Genomic DNA, 15,591 nt, shown 5'->3' on the forward strand with positions numbered 1-15,591 from the left:
TTCGTATTTTCCAAAAACCTTACCACCAATTCTAGTTAATTGCTTACTCATATATCTATCTGTTTGAGCTTTGTTATACTCAATTTCCTATTTTTTAATTAACATAGAAGTCCTTTGGTTATGCTGTTTACAGCATATCCTTGAATTATATTTGTTCATATAAAGATAAGTTCTTTTCTGTGCTTTTATATAGATCTGTATAGAAATAAATTCTATTATCTTTTATCTCTTTCAGATAAACCAAGTCTTCGATACCACCAATATACTCAATAGATAAATCATCTAAATTTAATATTGCAAGCCTAAATCCAACAACGCAAAATCGTCTAATGAAAACTGGGATATATATTTTTTTATTGAAATACAACAAAGGCCCTCCAAACCCCTGTTCTTTAATAATAACTTGACCGTTAATAGACAGATTTCCAACTAGGGGAGAACCTTGATTAACTTCCATCAAATCAAGGTAACTGACTTCCCATTTGTCAAAAAAATTTTTTTCTTGAAAGTCTAAAGGAGTTTCATTCAAAATTTTTAACTTAGACATTTTTATATTTTCTCTTGTCAAAGAATCGAAATCTTCTTCTAATTCTACAAGGAGTTTACCAACTTCATTATTAAATGGCCAAGAATCAATTACTACCCGAGACAATAAAAATTCTTTTCCTTTTTTTTGTTGAAAAATACTTTCTGAATTTAAATAATTAATCATGTCATATAGTTCATTTTTTATAGAAATCAACTGCTGTTTATTTGTATAACTATATTCATCACAATTATTAATCATTTTATCAATTTCGACTAAAACTATATTAGTCTTTTTTATAAATTGCTCCTGATTCATTGTCTTATTAACCTTTTTAAGTCATTAATATATTTTTGTGTTTGTCCACCAGGCAACCCAAATGCAGCTTTACCTTCAATAATGCAGCCACGTCTCACGGTCGACATATTGGTTCTGCAATTGGAACGGCTAGTATTTTGTGTTCAAATGGTACGAAGCATTTTACTTTCAGGATAAGCTTTGAGTTGGAATAGATCATTTGTTCTTATAGATGAGATTTTCAGGTTTTTTGTCGGGAGAGATAAGAAGTTTATCAAGGTATTCGGGGTCATGCCAGTCATCCCAAGGTGCTAGACTAAAATAAGCTTTAATAAAATCATCAATAATAGCTGAACCTTCGGTATTAATACCAATAATATTTCCTTGTTCAATTAAATCAATATTAGGAAAATATTGTTTCAGTATATTTTTATTTACTATACCTTGTTGAATAATTGGCCAGAATCCTTTATCTAACGATTCTTCAGTAATAAACATAGCAGCAATAACATCGTTTTTATCTATTTTTATATCTTCATATAAAGGAAGGTTTTTTGAGGAAATTTTCATTTTGGTAATTAAGCAGGCTACACCTATCCAATCATATCTTCCAAGAATCTGTCCAACAGCTAAAAAATCATCTTCTATGGGAATGCCAAAATAATCGCCTACCTGCCATTTCTGTTTTTTTCTTGCCATTTTTTAAAGTTTCTTTCTGTAATTCAATAAGACATGGGAATTTTTCCACCTAAAAGGCGGCCCGAATGCCTTATTCAACATTGTCATAAATTATGTTTTATTTGTAGAAAATATATTATCTTCTATATGACAATTTTGAAAAGAGCAGTTAGATATTAAATTATCTTGTATATGCGTTGATCTGAATACACAATTAATAAATGTACAATTAGTAAATTTTGTATTACAAACTATTGCCGTAATAAAAGAACAATTAATAAAATTACAATTAGTAAAGGAACTATAGCTTATGAAAGCACCACGAAATGAACAGAAAGAAAATTTGAGACTTTCAATTTTCCTATGGGATATTTCGTATCTGTGAAAATCAATATTATCTATATGGGTTAACTGTCTAGAAATTAAAGCATCTAACTCTTTTGTTTCGATTTTAATTAGAGACTTTGTAATATTTTTAAGTAATTCTTGAATGTCATTTGATATCATTATTATTACCACCAATCTATAGGGTCTGGTTGTATATCTTTCAAAGGTATTCTTGGACACCCGTTACGTTGGTTTCGCTCTTCAGTTTGCCCCAATTATAATAATCCCCAAACCAAACCAGATTGCCGTCCTTATCGGCAATCTCGCGTGGGATGTCGATTTGGTCGCAGTGGAAGTAGTGGGTTTGTTGGCTACTTTCGCCTTCTTCGGTTGTCCAGTTGCGTACCTGCGCCAAAGGTTCGTAACTGTCGGGATTGGTGTAGAAATAGGTATACCTGCCGTCCCAAACAAATCTGGTTTCTTCTTCGAGGCCGTCTGAAACTTCTTCGTTTTTCAGATGGCCTTTGCCTATCCTTCGGCCCAAAGCATTGTAGCTGTACACCCAAGTTTCTTTCGAACCATCTTTTTTAAAGAATTCCGCTTTAACCAGTTGGTCATGCAGGTCGTAGAAGTAGTTCTGCACTTTTCCGTTGGCTAGTTCCCAGTGGGTCAGGTCATCGAAGTAGCCGTAGTAATAGCTGCTGTCATTGGAAGCTTCTAAGTCGTTTTTCTGATAGCCGGTTATCTTAGGTCAAGTTTTCTTTAGACGTCAGTAGTATCTCAGCATAACGATATTTTGCGCAGAAATGTTATTTTTTAGTGATAACAATACCCTCTAGTCCAACAGATGAATTTATATAATGAAAATTATATATTTCTTTATCTTCTATAAAGGGATTTATACAAGGAAAAAGTTTAATAATTTCATTTGGAATATCTTCTTTTCCCCATTCATGTATATCAAAAATAATATTTTGGTCCGAAACGTTGTTAAAATGAAAAAAAATTACTGAATTAAAAAAGATATTATTTTCATCGGATGAAAGTAATACGAGTAATTGATCATTTTTCTTATATAAAAAACCAACAATTTCCTTGTCATGTATATTCATTTCTTTTTTGCCCCACATTTATCTAGATTTTTCATGGAAAATCTAAATCTTGACATTGGCTAATTGAATTAGGCAATAACAAAAGACTTACTCCACTTATAAATCTGGTTGTTAAGCTACTTAATCCAGGGAATACTTGTGCGCATTTGCCAAATTTTAAGTTGAATTTTTCCATTTTTGTTAATACTCGTCCTTCTCCTCGGACTTTATTTGGTGCTTTATCTGATGGATATTTCCAGTCACGTGCATGAAGGTCTCCAAAACCATGGTTATGATCAAAGTCGGTGTCTTTTACGGGGTTCCCTTTTGCATCATAGCTTCTAATTTGTATAGGTTTACCTGTTTTGGGATCTAATTTTGTTAAGTTTACTATGGCTTACTTGTGATTACCAGCTAGTAATAGGTCTATGCAAATTTACCCAAAATTTTAATAATGATTGTTCAAAAAACCGAAATTCGGACAGATCTTTTTCTACAACTAGACCTAATTCTTTGAAAAGATATTTAGATTTCGTTCTCTCAATAACATCATATTGACTTAATAACTCAGTAAGCCCTTTTTTTGATGATATATCCATTTCATTATAGTATATTGCAAACTCTACTTTCTTATCATTGAAAATTGTAACCTCAGTTAACTTTTCATTATCAAACCTTAGTACAAAATTGTTTATCTCTATAATATGTTTTACCTTCGGGATAACATTATTTGACATGTCATATTTTCTTATAACATCTGATAGAGAACAATTTAATTCAAAATCGCCTATGCTCTTATAAGGAATAAATATTAATTTATCATGATTTAAAGTTGGGTTTTTAAGTTTACTTTTTTGAAAGTCTGAGTACTTTTTACCTTTACTATCATATAAAGCTCTTATACTCTCATCGTAAATTAATATCTGCAGAAACAAATTATCCTTATAGTCAACATATAAAACTAAATTATATTTTGGAAAAATATAAAAATAATTTTCTTCATCCGAAACTTCTATTAGAGGATCCTCCTCTTCTAAAAATTTTTCAAGATTTGAAAAGTTAATAACTTTTCCATTTAAGCAAAATTCATCACAATTCCTCAAGGAAGATACAGTAATCAATTCTGAATCAGATTGTATCTTGTGTTTTTTATCAAACTCTAATGAATAATTAGGATTATTTAAAATAACATCATCAAAGTCAGCCTTTTTTTGACCCAATACAATTCCATCCAAAGAATTATTTAATATTTTCAACATAATATATATCCTTTCCTGTATTTGTCTATGTCAATTAGCTTCTCAGCCATCAGGAAAAACGACCTCTAGATAGAATGCCATTGCTAATGAGATTGTTAAAGAACAAATGTTTCAGACGACCTCAAAGAAAATAGTGAGGTCGTCTGAAAAATAGAAACCGCGTGCGTGCGTACCGCACATATCCTACGTCAGGACTGAAGGTTTTCTCCGGGCTACGGCTTGCTGTAATCAATAACAGGAATTGGGTAGTTTTGAATTACATAGACATCATCAACATTACAAGTCTCATATATCCATTTATTCCAGTTATCTATTACCCATTGTCTATCTATTCCAGCAAAGTTATTTGATTCAGCTTCCTTTGGAAGTTTAATTAAAATCAATCCCGCTTTATGACCAGTAGATACAACAAGACCAAATTTTCTATCACTATCTGGAAATTCAACTAATATCAGATCAACATATTTTTCATGTGGATATGAACCTGGAAATCTAAAAACGGTACCATGCGTCAAATTACTATGATAATTTACTAATTTCTGCATCATTTAATCCTTATATCGTGTTCACTACTAGAATCTTGTTTACCTTTTTCATTTAAACACATATCAACTTCACCCATGTGTTTACCCTTCTTATTTAGTTTTTCAAACCTTCCATGTTGTGTATCTAAAGAATAAAAGTTTGTACCATCAGTATATATTGTCCTCTTTGGATTTAATCTTTCAATATTTTTGCTCTTGTCCAAGTAGGCGTAGCGGCGGTTAAGTACGGTACAAAAAAGATCGTCTGAAAATATCGAATCTTACTTTTTGGTTTTTTTCTTAGAATTTAATTCTTCTTTACGTTGCTTATAAAATTGCCAATATTTTTTGTCTTCCATAGAGAAAGGTGTGTAACGTAGCTCATTATAAGTTAGGTCAAAATATTTATAGGCATTTTCCATATCACCCAATTCGTAATAAACGATTCCTGTCCATATAAACACACCTGCTGCAGGTTCATCTTTTCGTGCCTCAAGTGCAATTAACATCCACTCAAGGGCTTTTTGATAATCACCTAATTTTTTATAATTTTCTGAAATACCACAGGCGATTGCCGAAGTAGGCTCAACGAATTGAGTGGCTGGTTTGGGTAAAAGTTCCCATGCTTGATTGAGAATATCAATGCTTTCCTCCGGCGTAGTAGCATCATTTGAGTTACATACAAAATCATTGATTTTTTTGTTTAATTCATAATTTACTAGATCTAAATACATAATTTATCCTTCTTAGATTAACAACCTTTAGGTAGCTTACCGTTTTTAGGTTTACGGAGTTTCTTATAACGTTCTTTGCTCTTTGCCCCACGGGAACAATTTCCTGGTCCATATTCTAATCGATAATTATTAGAATCAAGCATCCATTTCCGTACTGTCTGAGATTTAGCTCCATGATATTAAGTGTTTTGAATAAAGAAAATACCTGCTTGACTTCCAGATAGAAGTTTTTTCTTAACATTTTGGTCATAATAAAAATAACCAATACCATTCTGAAAAATATGTAACTTTTTATCTATATCTTCTTCTAATAATTGCAAGCAAAAATTAAACTTAGGAGAAGGATATATTATATCTTGTTCAAAATAAGGATTGCCAAAAATTTTGGATACATCCAATCCCATTCCATTATCTTCAAAGAATAAATGTTCATCTTCATTGTATTTTGCATCAGCTTCTTTATCAATTTCATCAAGCCTTTCGAAAAATTTTCTTTCCAAAGAAATATTTCCTAAATCTTGCTTGTTGATAGCTTCTTCCCTTTCATAAAGGACAGCGCAACTAAAACCATCATTTAGTAAAATTAAATCATCCTGACAATTAACAGTATATTTAGATGAAATAGAGTCTTTCACCCCTCCTAGTGCATGCGCCTCTATGGAAATAAAAACAGAGATATAATAATTTCTACGAGGGAATACATTGTCAGGTAAAAAGTCAGAATAAAGAGTAAATAGATGCGTTTGATAGGTATCAGAATTTGGAACTTTAGGCCATAATTCTAACGGAATATGTTCAGCTCCTCCTCCAATATAACCAATACTATGTGGCGTTTTAGAAGAAGTAAAAAGTAATTTTGACATTTAAGTTTCCTTTTTATTATAATTTATCAAATCCAATAATTTCATAATCATTTTGCTCCTTCCATTCCTTCAAAGTATAAAGAAAAGGTAAGGAGAACATTTCTAATATTTTTTCTTTTAAATTTTCTGACACCATAAATGCTTCCATATACTTATATTTGGAAGACAGCAAAATATCCTTATCCGAATTAGTATATGCCTCCAGCGAAAAACCTTTTTCATCTCTTCCTAAATCCGGGTAAACAATTTCATCCTCAATTTCCCAGCTAACTATTCTTACCAAATAATAGACTTCATTTGTCAATAGCTCACCTTTTGTATTGACAATAATCGCTTCGCTCATACCAAAATTATAATTAAATCCATATTTTTTAATAAATTCCAAAAAACGCGCTGACATGATAAAGAAGTTGTAGCCATAAGGTAGAAAATCAAAAGTAACACCTCTTGCTTTCTTTAAGCAGACATAAACCTTTTCAGGCATTGGAGGAATTTCTTGTCCCTTTACGAACCAACTCCATGGAAAGTCAAAATCAGGATGCGTTTTTTTAGGGTTGAATTCCTCTGATATCCCTACTTCCCCTAAGGAAACCTTAGGCACTTTTCTTTTCGCTAACTCATCTAAACTTTGTGCGCTATATCCCCACACCATTAATTTCTTCATAATTTCCTCCTAATCTAATCGTTTGGGTGAGTTGGTAGATGAACATCCTCCAACAGATATGGACTTACTCAACCGTTTTTTCAAACTTTCTTGTAAATCTTGTACACGCTGTCGCGCTTGTGCCTGTAATCGACCATGACGTGGTTGCGGTAGGCGAAACCGTGCAGCTTTTTACCGTCCCGTCCGTAAACGGCGGTAAAATCGCCGTAGCCATCATCGGGGAGGTGATTTGGTAGAGGTCGTCTGAAAAATAGAAATCTCGTGCGTACCACACACACCCTACGTCGGGACTGAAGGTTTCATACAGGCTACAGTTTGCTTTTTTTCATTCAAAAGAAAATTTTAACATTTTTGATAAGCGATTTATAAAATATAGAATTGCCAAATGTTCATCGTGGCAACAATATTCTTCGGTTCTCAATCCTCTTTCAGAATAGAATATATGCCATTTTTTATTTTCTTCAACAATACATAATGATTCATCATTTACTTCATTGATTGAGTAACTATCTTCTGGTACTCCTTTATTTTTAAGATATGAATTCAATTCATTAATTCTTAACATTTTCCTATTTTCACCTCTTCCAGATGCCCAGATTCAATATGATTAAACAGATTTTGGTAATTCATACTGTGTCCCTAATCCAATCACTCCGAACAACGGCATAATTTTACTTGCAGCTACATTATCAATTGGTTTCAGAACCCTATATATAGTATAAGACTTTCGATTAGAACCAGGAGGTAAGGCTCTCATAGGGTATGGTATTCCTACTGGAGATACAGATTGTCTCCGCCTGAAAGCCCAATAGGGTCCTGATTAACAAACCAATCCGCATCAGGCTTATAATAGCTGAAGAAGTTGTAATGCAGCCTCGTCTCACGGTCGACATATTGGTTTTGCAGTCTGAACGGCTGGTGCACGTTCTTGTAAACCTGCGCATCCTTTTTCAGATGACCCCAGTCGGTGTAGTTGCCGAACCATAAGCGGTTGCCATCCTTATCGATCATCTCTCTCGGGATACCGATTTGGTTGCAGTGAAAGTAGTAGGGTTGTTGGCGATTTTCGCCGTCTTCGTTGGTCCAGTTGCGTACCTGCGCCAAGGGGTCGTAGCTGTCGTATTGTAAGTGTCGGTAATGGTTTCGGGCAGCCATCGGGCGTTGTAGCCGTAGCTGGTGGTGTAACCGGCGGAGTTGGTGATATTGATGGCGATTTTGTAGAGGTCGTCTGAAAATATCGAATCTTACTTTTTAGTTTTTTTCTTAGGATTTAATTCGTCTTTACGCTGCTTATAAAACTGCCAATATTTTTTGTCCTCAATACTAAATGGATAATATCCAGCATCATTATAAGCAATATCAAAATATTTATAAGCTTCATCATATTTTTCAAGGTCATAATAAAAAATACCAGCTAACAGATACGTCCCTGCATTAGTGGTTCCTAAGTCAGCAACACTTAAAGCAATACTCAGCCATTCCTTAGCCTGTTCATATTTTTGATTTTTATAATACAACTCAAACAAAGCAATCGTAACCATTGTCGTTGGATGAGCCCATTGAGTTACTGGCTTGGGTATTAGCTCAAATGCTTCTTTTAATAACTTTTCTTGTTCTAAAAAAGCTTTATTATAAGTCTCACAGACTAAATCATTAATCTTTGATTCTAATTCTGGATTAACTGCATCTAAATTCATATCATACAACTCCTCAATAAAAATGAAACAATGTCAAATGTAGATTTTATATGTCAATCATGACCATAATTAGATTTCTGTCTAGGTCCGATTGGATCAGTCATATCGTATCTACTTCGATTTTGTGCGCCACGAGAACAGTTTCCACCTTTTCCCGCACCTTTTTCAAGCCTATAGTTATTTAAATCTCTCATCCATGACCTGACTTCAGGCGATTTTTGACCAAAAAATTTTCCCCTTCTACTCCAGTAATTCACAACATCTTCTCCTACATGTCCCATATGGGTAGATCTAACAGGCGCTGCATTACAGCCCTACCTGTAGGACTTACTTTTGATGGTGTTTTTCCTACTGTAGCCAACCTATTACGAGAAAGGTCCAATGGGGATCAATCCAACCTTGAGCATTTACAGCGAACTTGTAAAAATTGTCCCCTCCGCCCACACCCTACGTTAGGATTAGAAATTTTGTGTAGGCTACGGCTTGCTTACTATCAAGAAAAGTTAATTATTCCACAGTTTCAGCAGCTTCTTTTAACCAAAATTGGATTGATTCGATAGGATTTAATTTTTTCGCACGAATAGTATTTGTATAATCGGGTGGTAATACTTCAACATTAATCATTATTTCTGAACGAGCTTGATTTAAGGAGAATATTCCCTTCATATCACACCGATGAAGTGCTTCCTCCATCACATTAATCCGGAAATTGAATTCTTTTTCATATTCCACTTCTGTTTTTAATGAGTGAATATCAATACGATCTAAGAAAGCTTGATTTACTTGATGGAAATATTGTGAACCAAACTCTAAGTAAGGACTATCTATCGAAGACCATTTAAAATCTGCAATATCGTAAGCATCCCAATTTTGAGCAATGCTTTGTTTTTTTAATGCTTCATATGACCAAGCACTCACAAAAGGAGCCAGTGCCTCACCTGTGGTACTTAACACAAAGAAGTAAAAAGTTTCATTTGTCGAATTGAACAAATCTATAGCCGCCTGACTTGTTGCCTCTTCGATTGTAGCAACTAACTTTTCAAATATATCATCAGAATAATTCATCCTGCTACCTCCTTAAGTGTTCCCACCGATTTACTTTACCACCAGATGCTACTATGTGACCTGCAGCCTGGCCTGACATAACTGACCGACCTTCCAATTCCATATTTCTACCAAGCTGTTGTGAGTTTGCTCTAGTACTACCAAGATTACCATCACCTAAAGGACTTTTTTTAGCAAGTCTCAAAACATCAACCCAAGCCTACACATTAGGCGCAAACTGATACAGATTGGCTCCGCCCGAAAGCCCAATCGGGTCCTGATTTACAAACCGACCCGCATCAGGCTTATAATACCTGAAGAAGTTGTAATGCAGCCCCGTCTCACGGTCAGTGTACTGGTTTTGCAGGCGGAAGGATTTGTAAGCAATTCCGGATATGATTTTTCAGTTTTTGCTAACTTTGTTAATAGTTTTAATTATTCCATTATGTATTCCATCCATGGCAAAATAAGAAATCTCTATTATCTTTAGAGAATGGGGGATTCATTGATGTTTATCGTGAGTAGTGCGGTTGGTTTTACTGGCTTTGAAGACGAAAGCAGGTTTGCAGATGAGGCGTACGTCAAGAAACTATTTAAATTCTTCTAATAATTTTTTTCTTAATTCCGCATATTCATCCGATAAATTATTTTTAAGTTCAGTATAAATTTCATCATCGATTTTACTTTGAGTGAATAGTGTCTTTTCAATATAAGGGATAACTTTTTTAGAACTAATTGAAATTAAAAATGCAATAATTTCATTGTAAATATAAGATTTTTCATTAAATTGGCTTAGTTTATCTATTAGTAAATTTTCAATTGATTCTGATTTATAATGTTTTCCTTTTAATCCATACAATACCCATGAAATAATTTTGTGATGCTTGCTATTTAAATTTTTTATAAGATATTCTTTTATATAATTTCTTTTTGGGAAATATGTAGAACTAAATGCAATAGAAATAATTATAGAATATCTATTTATATTCCAAATAGAACTAATATTATTTTCTATAGTGCGAAACTCTTCTTCTCCTAGATTATATTTTTTGAATAGATGTCCTAAAGAAGATATTGCAGATGATTTCACTTTAATACTTTTGTCATTTTGAATAGAATAAATTAATATAGAGAAAATTTCTTTCAATTCCGTGGTGCTAAGTTCTTCTTGCATTTGTCCCAAGATAAAATTTGCAATTTCTCTATGTTTACTATATCGACTTGTTAAGAGAATATTTCTGATTATATCAATTATCTCTTTATACTGAAAAAATTGTAGTCTTTTTGCTGCTTCATATTGAATAATAGAATTAGAATGTAGTATTTTCTCCAATAAGTCATTGATTGATAGATCTTTACATTCTAAAAAAGCGTCAAAACTTGAAATTCTATCATTTATCATATTATTTTTTCCTGTTACACCTATCTTTCGAATGCCAAGCCTTTAGGGTCGTTCCATCTTTGTATGTTCAATGCAAACTGATATAAAATTTCCCCACCCATCAATCCAATCGGATCCTGATTCATAAACCGACCCGCTTCAGGCTCGTAATAGCGCATCAGGTTGTAGTGCAGTCCGGTTTCTTCATCATAATACTGGTTTTACAGTCTAAACGGTTGATGCGCATCATTGTAAACCCGCTCGTTCTTTTTCAGACGCCCCCATGTGGTATATTCTCCGTACCATAACAGATTGCCGTGGATGTCGGTCATCTCTTTCGGAATGCCGATTTGGTCGGTGTGGAAGTAGTGAGATTGTTGTCGGTTTTCTCCGTCTTCGTTGATATGGTTTTGATAGGCGAAACCGCGTACGTACCGCACACACACTACGTCTGGATTGGAGGTTTCGTACGGGATACGGTTTGCTATAAATTACTTACAGAATATTTCATGCTAGAGGTAGAAATTCCATCTTCAAATTATTACTCACAACTAATTCTTTGAATTTATCAGAAAAAGCCCAAATTAAATCATCATTTATATCTTTTGCACAAAACTCGAAGCCAGATATTTTTTCAAAGAGTACAGGTGGATAATCAATAAACTTCTCTCCATCTATTTCATAAAAATTTGATTTTTCCATATTTACCAATTCAGCAGTTAATTTAATTTTTCCAAGGAAAAATTTAAATTCATCATTCTTGATTCTAAGTTTAGCCGGAAAAAAATCTAATTCATCTTTTAATTTATCAGCCAATTTATTAATGAAAGTTTCAGAGAACAATAACATCTTAGGAATTGTTTGAATAAAATCTGTATTAGAAATATTTTTGGAGGTATATCCACTCTGAGCTATAAAAACTGCTTCATCTGTATAATTACCTTTATTGTAATTAATAAATTCTACAATTTTTCTATCATCCTGTTTTAAGTCCACATATGCTTCTTCATTATCAACAGCAGAGTATATTTGATAAAGAGTCATCATTTTTTCCTTTCTTACTATTACTTTTAGAAATTGGTGCAGTACAAGTATATTTTTAAAATGTTTATTTAAAGAACAAATATTTCAGACGGCCTCAAAAGAGATATTGAGGTCGTCTGAAAATATAAAATTACTTTTTCGCAGCACGAATTTTTTTCAATCCATTCTCCAAAATAGTAACTTTCTCGGGCGGAGTTCCCCTATCCAAAGCATTCCACCAATTATTTACTGGTTTAACAAATAGTTGGAATCCTTCATCAGTTACATTGGATTTTCGGATAATCAAATCTTCTTTGATAGAGCCATCCTCATTAAAGGGTTCAATATCAACAAGTAAGTTATTGTTTTTGAGAAACGTCATAAGTGCAATAGACATTCTGATAATATCTTCACGATAGTCTTCATCAGAGTTTGCCTCCCAAAATGTCTTAAAATTAAATAATGTCATATCCATGATAATCTCCTAAGGTAATCGAATAATTTCGGATATTCCGTCAATATGAACTAAGATTTATAGTTGCCGAACCACAAGAGGATGCCGTCTTTATCGGTCAAATCTTAGGATGCCGATTTGGTCGCAGTGAAAGTAGTGGATTTGTTGGACGCCTTCTCCGTCTTCGTTGATCCAGTTGCGTACCTGCTCCAAGGGGTCGTAGGAATCCGGGTCGGTATAGATATAGGTATACCTGTCGTCCGAGTGGACTTCTTGCAACAACTGACTGCCGTCCCAGACAAATCCAGTTTCCTCTTTGAGGTTACCTGAAACTTCTTTGTCTTTCAGACGAGCTCAAAGAGGTATTGAGACCGTCTGAAATGGTTCGAGTTTAAACAGTTTGCTAAATTTGTTTTTTAAGAATTTTCTCTAAATAATCTGAAAAATTAGCAGCTAAAGTTAGCAATTCATCAGTATCATGATTGTAAATCATTACCGTTTTAGATGGGGAAATATAAATAGGATTTCCCCAGCCATCGGTACCAATTATTAAATTACTTTGACCATCTTTAAGATAATCGGAAAATTCTTTATTCAAATCAATAATTGTATCTTCCCCAAGAAATTCGGAATTATGTATTCCATATATTTGAGTATCCCTAACGACACACCCTCCAAATCTCATTGTAAATCCTTTAAAATCGTCATCTAACTTTATATTAAGTGCTTTCTCTATATTGAGGACCTCATCATCAGTTGTTGGCTTACCTTGAGCCACTGGATTTTTTTGAAAGAAAGCAATTAACTGCTCTAAAACAAATTTATTTAACATAAATATTCCTTATTAAACTAACAAGACTTACCTACTTTTAGGCCTCTACGTCTTAACTCTTTTCTGGCTCTATATTTCCAATATTCTCTACGCCAATTTCCAAAATCACTTCTGACACTGCTATTTCCCCTTTTTTAGATCGTTTTGCCAATCCCTAAGGGGCAAACCACATGGCCGCATTAGGCCCGAAACCAATAAAGATTATCCCCACCCCATAACTCAATCGGGTCCTGATTCACAAACCGCCCTGCATCAGGCTCATAATACCTGAAGAAGTTGTAATGCAGCCCGGTCTCTTCATCATAATACTGGTTTTGCCGTTTTTGGCGTTCTTTGGAAAGGCGCCGTCCGAACGGGTCGTAGGCGTAGTCGATGGTGCAACCATCAGATTGCCGTTAATCTAATTGTTTAAGGCCATCTGCAAAACAACTTTCAGACGGTCGTTATCCTAACTAATGTTTCACTATCACTAGCGATATTTTTTTCTTGGGTCTTTAAAGGTTCCTATAAACTTCAGATCATTGTAAAGTTTACCTGGATTTTCCTCATAAAATGTTGCATTAGAATAGTAATATAAAGAATTACCTTCATTTATTCCTTTCTCTTTTGCTACTTTCACAATATCTTTTATAACTTTATTGGAGTGTACCCCAACTTCTTCTGCTAACACTTCAACTGGCACAATTTCTCCATTATCTGTCTGGAATGCCACAAAATAATCAGAATCAATAAATGAAACTCCAAAATCTGCAAAAGCTGGACAATGAGAATCTGAGTCCTCCATTCCATCTGTATATTCATTAAACTCATCAGGTGTTTTAAAAGATGTCCCCATCCACACAGAAATCATATCTTTAGTTGTTTCAATCATATAATACCTCATAATTCAAAATGTTATATATCTTATTAATCCCAATAAAAGTCTGAATTATTTAATTCCTTCCACTCTTCCAAAGAATAAAGAAAAGGCAAAGAAAAGTTTTCCAATATTTTTTCTTTTAAATTTTCTGACACCATAAATGCTCTTGAATAATTATAATTGGAAGACAATAAAATATCCTTATCTGAATTAGTATATGCCTCCAGTGAAAAATCATCTTCATCTAATGCTAAATCTGGGTAAACAATTTCATCCTCAATTTCCCAATCAACTATTCTTACTAAATAATAGACTTCGTTCGTCAATAACTCACCTTTTGTATTAACAATAATTGCTTTACTCATTCCAAAATCATGATCAAACCCATATTTTTTTATAAATTCCAAAAAACGTGCTGACATGATAAAGAAATCATTATATGGAAGAAAATCAAAAGTAACACCTCTTGCTTTCTTTAAGCAGATATAAACCTTTTCAGGCATTGAAGGAATTTCTTGTCCCTTTACGAACCAACTCCATGGAAAGTCAAAATCAGGATGCGTTTTTTTAGGGTTGAATACCTCTGATATACCTAGGACTCCACTACTTACTCGTGGCAACCCCATTTTTTCTGCTTTATCCATGCTTTGCAGAGCATATCCCCATACTAATAACTTTTTCATAATACCCTCCTAAGATAATCATTTTCTTAAAAAAATCTGAGTGTATTTCGTATGGTTTTTTCATAAATACTTCTTATTATTTTACTGTAGTATTTTAGAATGAAATATTCAGCCTTATTGACGCCTGTTTGGAGTCATAGATGAACAAAAGGGAATTCCATGCCAATTCAGGGCCTTTAAATTCGAGTACTGGAGCACTTTTTAGTACACAATATAATTTTAAAGGAGGATATAAACTAAGAAAATTTTGAATAATTTTTGATTCTAAGATGTTTTTAGTTAAATAAAAATAGTCATTAAATAAGATATCAATTTCCTTTTTGTATATGTCGATAAATATTTTTCCTTCTTCTCCAAGGTAATAAATATTTTCTTGAAATAAATAAATACCTTCTTGTATATTTTTAAAATTTATTAATTTAGTTTTTTCTTTAATGTCTTTAATATCATTAAAGTTTAAGGAGAGATTATTGATGACAATGTTTTTTTGTTGTATAAATAATTTAATTTGATTCATATGTAATTTTACCTCCTGAAAGATCGAAGGTTGCCAGTACTTATTAAAATTCCCAGGGGCAGAAGCCATACCTACCGGCCCATGTGGATACAGTGTAAACAATATTGTCCCTTTTTCTAGGACAACATTTTTCCAATT

At 33.3% G+C, this 15,591-nt stretch carries 28 protein-coding genes and 1 pseudogene; all 29 read right to left on the reverse strand.

Features of this window, described 5'->3' with window-relative positions:
* Positions 1–145 precede the first annotated feature (145 nt).
* The 29 genes and pseudogenes from VCHSUH04_RS10295 to VCHSUH04_RS01925 all read right to left on the reverse strand — a co-directional run bounded on the left by VCHSUH04_RS10295 (position 146) and on the right by VCHSUH04_RS01925 (position 15,453).
* Entirely contained in the window at positions 146–844 is a 699-nt protein-coding gene (locus VCHSUH04_RS10295) for a hypothetical protein (RefSeq protein ID WP_105085089.1), read from the reverse strand.
* A gap of 195 nt (positions 845–1,039) precedes the next feature.
* On the reverse strand, positions 1,040–1,522 hold the full coding sequence (locus VCHSUH04_RS01785; RefSeq protein WP_105085090.1) for a hypothetical protein: 483 nt from the start codon (positions 1,520–1,522) through the stop codon (positions 1,040–1,042).
* Between the two features lie 90 nt (positions 1,523–1,612).
* Entirely contained in the window at positions 1,613–2,008 is a 396-nt protein-coding gene (locus VCHSUH04_RS10370; protein ID WP_105085091.1) for a pentapeptide repeat-containing protein, read from the reverse strand.
* Between the two features lie 40 nt (positions 2,009–2,048).
* A complete protein-coding gene (locus VCHSUH04_RS01795; RefSeq protein WP_199176414.1) occupies positions 2,049–2,471 on the reverse strand; it encodes an RHS domain-containing protein in 423 nt (140 codons plus the stop codon).
* A gap of 166 nt (positions 2,472–2,637) precedes the next feature.
* On the reverse strand, positions 2,638–2,940 hold the full coding sequence (locus tag VCHSUH04_RS01800; protein ID WP_146104559.1) for a hypothetical protein: 303 nt from the start codon (positions 2,938–2,940) through the stop codon (positions 2,638–2,640).
* Positions 2,941–3,326: 386 nt separating this feature from the next.
* The gene (locus tag VCHSUH04_RS01805; protein WP_105085094.1) at positions 3,327–4,178 is read right to left on the reverse strand and encodes a hypothetical protein; all 852 of its coding nucleotides are present in this window, start codon (positions 4,176–4,178) and stop codon (positions 3,327–3,329) included.
* 212 nt (positions 4,179–4,390) lie between these two features.
* Positions 4,391–4,726 carry an Imm45 family immunity protein gene (gene imm45 / locus VCHSUH04_RS01810; RefSeq protein WP_054746996.1) on the reverse strand — a complete coding sequence of 112 codons (336 nt, stop codon included), beginning with the start codon at positions 4,724–4,726 and terminating at the stop codon, positions 4,391–4,393.
* Entirely contained in the window at positions 4,723–4,926 is a 204-nt protein-coding gene (locus VCHSUH04_RS10375; protein ID WP_199176415.1) for a colicin E3/pyocin S6 family cytotoxin, read from the reverse strand. Before VCHSUH04_RS10375 ends, imm45 begins: the two co-directional genes overlap by 4 nt.
* Positions 4,927–4,983: 57 nt before the next feature.
* Entirely contained in the window at positions 4,984–5,436 is a 453-nt protein-coding gene (locus tag VCHSUH04_RS01820) for a hypothetical protein (RefSeq protein WP_105085096.1), read from the reverse strand.
* A 179-nt stretch (positions 5,437–5,615) separates the two neighbouring features.
* Positions 5,616–6,299, reverse strand: coding sequence for a hypothetical protein (locus tag VCHSUH04_RS01825; RefSeq protein ID WP_105085097.1), 684 nt, complete (start codon positions 6,297–6,299; stop codon positions 5,616–5,618).
* Positions 6,300–6,315: 16 nt separating this feature from the next.
* Positions 6,316–6,963: an Imm43 family immunity protein gene (locus VCHSUH04_RS01830; RefSeq protein WP_105085098.1), complete on the reverse strand. Its 648-nt coding sequence runs from the start codon at positions 6,961–6,963 to the stop codon at positions 6,316–6,318.
* Positions 6,964–7,288: 325 nt separating this feature from the next.
* Complete coding sequence (locus tag VCHSUH04_RS01840; protein ID WP_105085099.1) at positions 7,289–7,528, reverse strand: hypothetical protein; 240 nt, start codon at positions 7,526–7,528, stop codon at positions 7,289–7,291.
* A 42-nt stretch (positions 7,529–7,570) separates the two neighbouring features.
* On the reverse strand, positions 7,571–7,720 hold the full coding sequence (locus tag VCHSUH04_RS10380) for a glycohydrolase toxin TNT-related protein (protein ID WP_105085100.1): 150 nt from the start codon (positions 7,718–7,720) through the stop codon (positions 7,571–7,573).
* A gap of 14 nt (positions 7,721–7,734) precedes the next feature.
* The gene (locus VCHSUH04_RS01850) at positions 7,735–8,118 is read right to left on the reverse strand and encodes an RHS repeat-associated core domain-containing protein (RefSeq protein WP_105085101.1); all 384 of its coding nucleotides are present in this window, start codon (positions 8,116–8,118) and stop codon (positions 7,735–7,737) included.
* 89 nt (positions 8,119–8,207) lie between these two features.
* Positions 8,208–8,660, reverse strand: coding sequence for a hypothetical protein (locus tag VCHSUH04_RS01855; RefSeq protein WP_105085102.1), 453 nt, complete (start codon positions 8,658–8,660; stop codon positions 8,208–8,210).
* A 53-nt stretch (positions 8,661–8,713) separates the two neighbouring features.
* Positions 8,714–8,941: a hypothetical protein gene (locus VCHSUH04_RS10385; protein WP_369819974.1), complete on the reverse strand. Its 228-nt coding sequence runs from the start codon at positions 8,939–8,941 to the stop codon at positions 8,714–8,716.
* A gap of 226 nt (positions 8,942–9,167) precedes the next feature.
* Complete coding sequence (locus VCHSUH04_RS01865; RefSeq protein ID WP_105085103.1) at positions 9,168–9,725, reverse strand: DUF4303 domain-containing protein; 558 nt, start codon at positions 9,723–9,725, stop codon at positions 9,168–9,170.
* 4 nt (positions 9,726–9,729) lie between these two features.
* On the reverse strand, positions 9,730–9,909 hold the full coding sequence (locus VCHSUH04_RS10200) for a hypothetical protein (RefSeq protein WP_146104560.1): 180 nt from the start codon (positions 9,907–9,909) through the stop codon (positions 9,730–9,732).
* Positions 9,910–9,924: 15 nt separating this feature from the next.
* The gene (locus VCHSUH04_RS10390; RefSeq protein ID WP_105085151.1) at positions 9,925–10,104 is read right to left on the reverse strand and encodes an RHS repeat-associated core domain-containing protein; all 180 of its coding nucleotides are present in this window, start codon (positions 10,102–10,104) and stop codon (positions 9,925–9,927) included.
* Positions 10,105–10,293: 189 nt separating this feature from the next.
* The gene (locus VCHSUH04_RS01875) at positions 10,294–11,106 is read right to left on the reverse strand and encodes a hypothetical protein (RefSeq protein ID WP_105085104.1); all 813 of its coding nucleotides are present in this window, start codon (positions 11,104–11,106) and stop codon (positions 10,294–10,296) included.
* 20 nt (positions 11,107–11,126) lie between these two features.
* A pseudogene (locus tag VCHSUH04_RS10395) lies at positions 11,127–11,291 on the reverse strand (RHS repeat domain-containing protein); the annotation flags it as partial.
* A gap of 15 nt (positions 11,292–11,306) precedes the next feature.
* Positions 11,307–11,531, reverse strand: a complete 225-nt coding sequence (locus VCHSUH04_RS10400; RefSeq protein WP_369819976.1) for an RHS domain-containing protein — start codon at positions 11,529–11,531, stop codon at positions 11,307–11,309.
* 61 nt (positions 11,532–11,592) lie between these two features.
* Positions 11,593–12,132, reverse strand: coding sequence for a hypothetical protein (locus VCHSUH04_RS01890; protein WP_233188231.1), 540 nt, complete (start codon positions 12,130–12,132; stop codon positions 11,593–11,595).
* A gap of 127 nt (positions 12,133–12,259) precedes the next feature.
* Positions 12,260–12,583 (reverse strand): DNA polymerase III, encoded by a 324-nt coding sequence (locus VCHSUH04_RS01895; RefSeq protein ID WP_105085107.1) that lies wholly within the window; start codon positions 12,581–12,583, stop codon positions 12,260–12,262.
* Between the two features lie 382 nt (positions 12,584–12,965).
* Positions 12,966–13,394, reverse strand: a complete 429-nt coding sequence (locus VCHSUH04_RS01905; RefSeq protein WP_105085108.1) for an SMI1/KNR4 family protein — start codon at positions 13,392–13,394, stop codon at positions 12,966–12,968.
* Positions 13,395–13,573: 179 nt separating this feature from the next.
* Positions 13,574–13,768 (reverse strand): RHS repeat-associated core domain-containing protein, encoded by a 195-nt coding sequence (locus VCHSUH04_RS10405; protein WP_199176425.1) that lies wholly within the window; start codon positions 13,766–13,768, stop codon positions 13,574–13,576.
* A 95-nt stretch (positions 13,769–13,863) separates the two neighbouring features.
* The gene (locus VCHSUH04_RS01915) at positions 13,864–14,265 is read right to left on the reverse strand and encodes an immunity 22 family protein (RefSeq protein WP_105085109.1); all 402 of its coding nucleotides are present in this window, start codon (positions 14,263–14,265) and stop codon (positions 13,864–13,866) included.
* Between the two features lie 35 nt (positions 14,266–14,300).
* On the reverse strand, positions 14,301–14,936 hold the full coding sequence (locus tag VCHSUH04_RS01920) for an Imm43 family immunity protein (RefSeq protein ID WP_105085110.1): 636 nt from the start codon (positions 14,934–14,936) through the stop codon (positions 14,301–14,303).
* A 94-nt stretch (positions 14,937–15,030) separates the two neighbouring features.
* A complete protein-coding gene (locus tag VCHSUH04_RS01925) occupies positions 15,031–15,453 on the reverse strand; it encodes a hypothetical protein (RefSeq protein ID WP_146104561.1) in 423 nt (140 codons plus the stop codon).
* Positions 15,454–15,591 lie beyond the last annotated feature (138 nt).

Origin of the sequence: Veillonella sp. T14073-2 (assembly GCF_002959875.1) — a bacterium.
Taxonomy (GTDB): Bacteria; Bacillota; Negativicutes; order Veillonellales; family Veillonellaceae; genus Veillonella; species Veillonella infantium.